The sequence below is a fragment of the Vibrio hangzhouensis genome (genome assembly GCF_900107935.1).
In the GTDB taxonomy this organism is placed as follows: Bacteria; Pseudomonadota; Gammaproteobacteria; order Enterobacterales; family Vibrionaceae; genus Vibrio; species Vibrio hangzhouensis.
The window spans coordinates 1-3,860 of the sequence record NZ_FNVG01000056.1 but is presented as its reverse complement, the minus strand read 5'-3'; the positions used below and the strand labels follow the sequence as shown (position 1 = coordinate 3,860).

Sequence of the window (3,860 nt, the reverse complement as noted above, 5' to 3'; positions counted from 1 at the left end):
CACCATCTCTGGACCTGGTTGGCAAAATCTAAACGCTCTTAGAGCTTAACCAAACGCAGCAATAGACGGCATTTCGTGTCCGTGTTGCACGCCCCAATATCGTATAGCGAGTTGGTGCGTGTGTTTTCCTATTTGTATTGAGCTTACTTTTGATATCGCAGGTGTTGTTGCAAACCCTTAAGACTCTAGAGCTAAAGTAAGCGTTGATCTTTTCACTGTAGTGATTGACGTACTGATTGACACGCAGGTATTCCACCATGCCGCGCTTGTGTCATTAATGTCGTACGGCTATCGAATTGTTTTCAAAGATGTGAACGACCTTAATTCTTACGAGGAATGAACTATTTCGCTTGCTCTTAGGATGAAAGGTTTTTAGAACGACGAAACGGAAATTTTTGTACTGACTATCAACACGATAGATGACATGGTGAATTCGCCGGAAGGAAGGATACAGTAGGGCTTTTTACGATAGGTGAAGTGGCAGACTACGGTAACTCTGGACAGTATCGATTTAGCGTCCTCCATTCTTATAGATAAAAGCCCCTGTGGATTCATGAAAATTAGGATCTCCAGGATATTAGGGGGTACCTCGCTCATCTCTGAAGCCCTTCTTCGAAGATCCGTTGAAGTTTGAGGAGTCCAAATACATTGCGGGTGACACTTTTACTTAATGGAAAGTATCTTCTCGCGTATTAACTGATACAAGTAATGCACTGAATATATTCAATAACTTCAAATAACCTCTCTTTTTAGTTGCATAAGTAAACAACTCTGTTTACTCTTGGGTAAACCGAGTTGTTTACCTTTGGAGTTAATCTTGCGAAAACACACCTTTGCCCTGACCTCAGGCTTCGCAGCAGCGCTAACCATATTGTGTATGGGACTGATTGGTGAGACGTCTAAGGATTGGGGCTTGTTAATGGCTCCATTCGGAGCCTCCTGCGTAATTGCTTTTGGTCTTCCGAATAGCCCATTGGCACAAGCCAAAAACATTGTTTTGGGCTATTTGATCACGATACTTGTGGGGCTAGTGAGGCTCAATACCAAGCTTGTTCAATCTAATCGAGGGTTGTTCTGATGAAGTGTTCTCATCTAGCTAGAAGTTATTTTCGCTATGCTCGTCAACATGGAATATTTTATCATTCGCTTAAGGTGTCCGCGGTTGTCGGTAGCATCCTTATGCTTATCAATCACGGAGATAAATTGTTTGATCAAGCGATTGAATCCTTTGATTACCTCAAAATTTGTGTCACATACTTAGTTCCATTTATTGTCTCTACGTATGCTTCAATTAACTCTGCTGCAAAGTACAATCGAGAAGGTATACACCATGATTAGTTTATTTAAGAAAGAAGCCGAATCGAAATCAGTCCCTTTGGAAAGATACACAAAGTTAATTGAAACTGAAGACAGATTCGCTAATTTTATCAAAGTGTCGCCAGAAAACTATGCAAGAGAAATTTATTTAAATGCAGCAAATGTCAATAAAGCATCTAAAAATCGCTTAGAGGCACTCGAGCAAAGCCATGAAAAGATAGCTGATTTTATTTATCAATCGGAAAATATAAAGACAATCTCGAATCAGAGTTATCTCTTCGCACACCAGACGACAGAAACCGCCTCGGAAACGATACGGAAAATCGTTGAACTCGCCAAAGAAATTGATTCGTCTAGAAGTAAAATGGATGAGTTTGGGATCTTGCTTAAGTCTTTGGAGCAGGTCAACATGAATGTCACTAACTTAGTCGACTCGATAAAGAACATTGCGAAACAAACAAACCTATTGGCGCTAAATGCTGCAATCGAAGCTGCAAGAGCTGGGCAACAAGGAAAAGGGTTTACGGTGGTCGCAGACGAGGTACGTAAGCTTGCCAACACGGCAAATAGCTCAGCAGAAAACATTGAGGTTGAAATGGATATGATCTCCAATATTTCAAACCAAATCGTCCAAAAGCAGAAAGAAGTCGAGGGGGTGATGATATCCAGCTCTGGATTTATCAAGAAAACCACCCAGCAAATGGAAGGACTACTCGATATAGCCAATAATAGTAAAACTTCTGTTTCCGATGTCATCGAAAGCGTCAACAGACAACTGAAGGAATCCACTGATATTAATGACATTATGTCTAATCTGTTGCAAGATACAAAGGTGTCTATTGCTCTCTCGGGTAGCAATCATGAACTGGCGAAAAAGGTCTTAGAATCCTTGAGTCAGCTAAATTCTCATACATTGGATTCGTAGCATGGCATTTCCTATGGATAAAAAAAACATTCTTGCTGAAACCGCGTTGGATTTGTTTTATCAATCAGGCGTTGCCAATGTTGGCGTAAATGAAGTATCTGTTAAATCAAAAACATCTAAAAGAACACTATACAAGTACTTTGAAACAAAAGACTTGCTGATTTTAGAAACACTAAAAATTCGTCACGAACGATTTTGTTGTTGGTTAAATAGCATACTTACTTATTCTGAAACCAATGAACGGCTTATCGAAAACCTCTTTAACGGTCTTGACCGATGGTTTTGTAACATGGATCCTCAATTAGGAGAGTTCCGAGGGTGTTACTTTATTAACACCTCTGCTGAATTTATAGACAAAACGCATCCCATATCTCTCATGTGCAAAAAACACAAGGATGAAGTACGATCCATTATTAACAAACACATGCCCGATAAGAATGAAACACTGCTCGATATGCTCTGTTTGTTAAAAGAAGGGGCGATCACTACGGCTTATGTTAATCATGACACAAATGCCGCGATGAAAGCGCTCATGATATTAAAGAAATCACAGATAGTTTGAGGTAACGATGAGCACCAACATTAACCAAACTACATAACCAATCAAGGTTCGGTTGCTTTTGGCCTATAAGGTCGAACAAAGAGATCTATATATTTCTGGCCATCTTTGGCGCGTGTCGAAATTTGCTCATATTCCCACCGGTCATGTCAACTGGGCAACACTTGATTTGGTTAAGGTGACACATAGCTATTTTTTTACACGAAATATGCAAGATGGAAACGCCCGTTGTCATTTTCTATAAATCCAGGGCGTTAACCTAAGATGAGTACAACAACAGTGATACGTCTGAATTCAAAGGCATTTTGATTACCTTAAAATCGTAAGTGTAATAGCCCTCTTACGCACATAGGTGCATTTCATCATTTAAGAGCCAGATCTTATAGTGCACCATCATTACCCTCTACATCTTCAATAGGCTTTGTCTCAAACCGCTCTAGTTTGATAGGCTCCCCCTATCAAATAGATAGGAACAGACGAATTTTCAAAAACTCTCTCTCGTTGCAATATACACACATCGGCGCAGAACAGCGCCTAACCATCTAAAAAATAACAAATTGAGAGAGTAAAAATTATGATTAACACCACTATCAAGCCATTTTCAGCGACAGCATTCAAACAGGGCGACTTTGTAGAAATCACAGAGCAGGACGTGAAAGGCAAATGGGCAGTGTTCTTCTTCTACCCAGCGGACTTCACATTCGTTTGTCCAACTGAACTTGGTGACCTTGCTGACCACTATGCTGAGCTTCAAGAGCGCGGTGTTGAAGTTTACTCAGTATCTACAGACACGCACTTCACGCACAAAGCGTGGCACGACAGCTCAGACACTATCGGCAAAATCAACTACTACATGGTTGGCGACCAAACAGGCACTATCACTAACAACTTCGGTGTAATGCGTGAAGGTCAAGGTCTAGCAGACCGCGCGACTTTCCTGGTTGACCCAGAAGGCGTGATCCAAGCAATGGAAATCACAGCAGAAGGCATTGGCCGTGACGCAGAAGACCTGATGCGTAAAGTGAAAGCAGCGCAATACGTAGCAGCGAATCCTGGTGA

The 3,860-nt window shown here is 41.1% G+C and carries 5 protein-coding genes; all 5 read left to right on the top strand.

The window, feature by feature from the left end; genetic code table 11:
• Positions 1 to 817 precede the first annotated feature (817 nt).
• A complete protein-coding gene (locus C4S60_RS23345) occupies positions 818 to 1,078 on the top strand; it encodes an HPP family protein (RefSeq protein WP_103882933.1) in 261 nt (86 codons plus the stop codon).
• Complete coding sequence (gene nrtS, locus C4S60_RS23900) at positions 1,078 to 1,338, top strand: nitrate/nitrite transporter NrtS (RefSeq protein WP_167391015.1); 261 nt, start codon at positions 1,078 to 1,080, stop codon at positions 1,336 to 1,338. The genes C4S60_RS23345 and nrtS overlap by 1 nt, the downstream gene beginning before the upstream one ends.
• Positions 1,331 to 2,242: a methyl-accepting chemotaxis protein gene (locus C4S60_RS23335; RefSeq protein WP_160111399.1), complete on the top strand. Its 912-nt coding sequence runs from the start codon at positions 1,331 to 1,333 to the stop codon at positions 2,240 to 2,242. Before nrtS ends, C4S60_RS23335 begins: the two co-directional genes overlap by 8 nt.
• 13 nt (positions 2,243 to 2,255) lie before the next feature.
• The gene (locus tag C4S60_RS23330) at positions 2,256 to 2,804 is read left to right on the top strand and encodes a TetR/AcrR family transcriptional regulator (protein WP_103882935.1); all 549 of its coding nucleotides are present in this window, start codon (positions 2,256 to 2,258) and stop codon (positions 2,802 to 2,804) included.
• Between the two features lie 571 nt (positions 2,805 to 3,375).
• The coding region (ahpC, locus tag C4S60_RS23325) for an alkyl hydroperoxide reductase subunit C (RefSeq protein WP_103882929.1) at positions 3,376 to 3,860 on the top strand (485 nt) is incomplete at its 3' end.

Coding starts and splice junctions, on each gene's coding strand:
- nrtS (WP_167391015.1), top strand. CDS start 1,078: ATGAAGTGTTCTCATCTAGCTAGAAGTTATTTTCGCTATGCTCGTCAA.
- C4S60_RS23335 (WP_160111399.1), top strand. CDS start 1,331: ATGATTAGTTTATTTAAGAAAGAAGCCGAATCGAAATCAGTCCCTTTG.
- C4S60_RS23330 (WP_103882935.1), top strand. CDS start 2,256: ATGGATAAAAAAAACATTCTTGCTGAAACCGCGTTGGATTTGTTTTAT.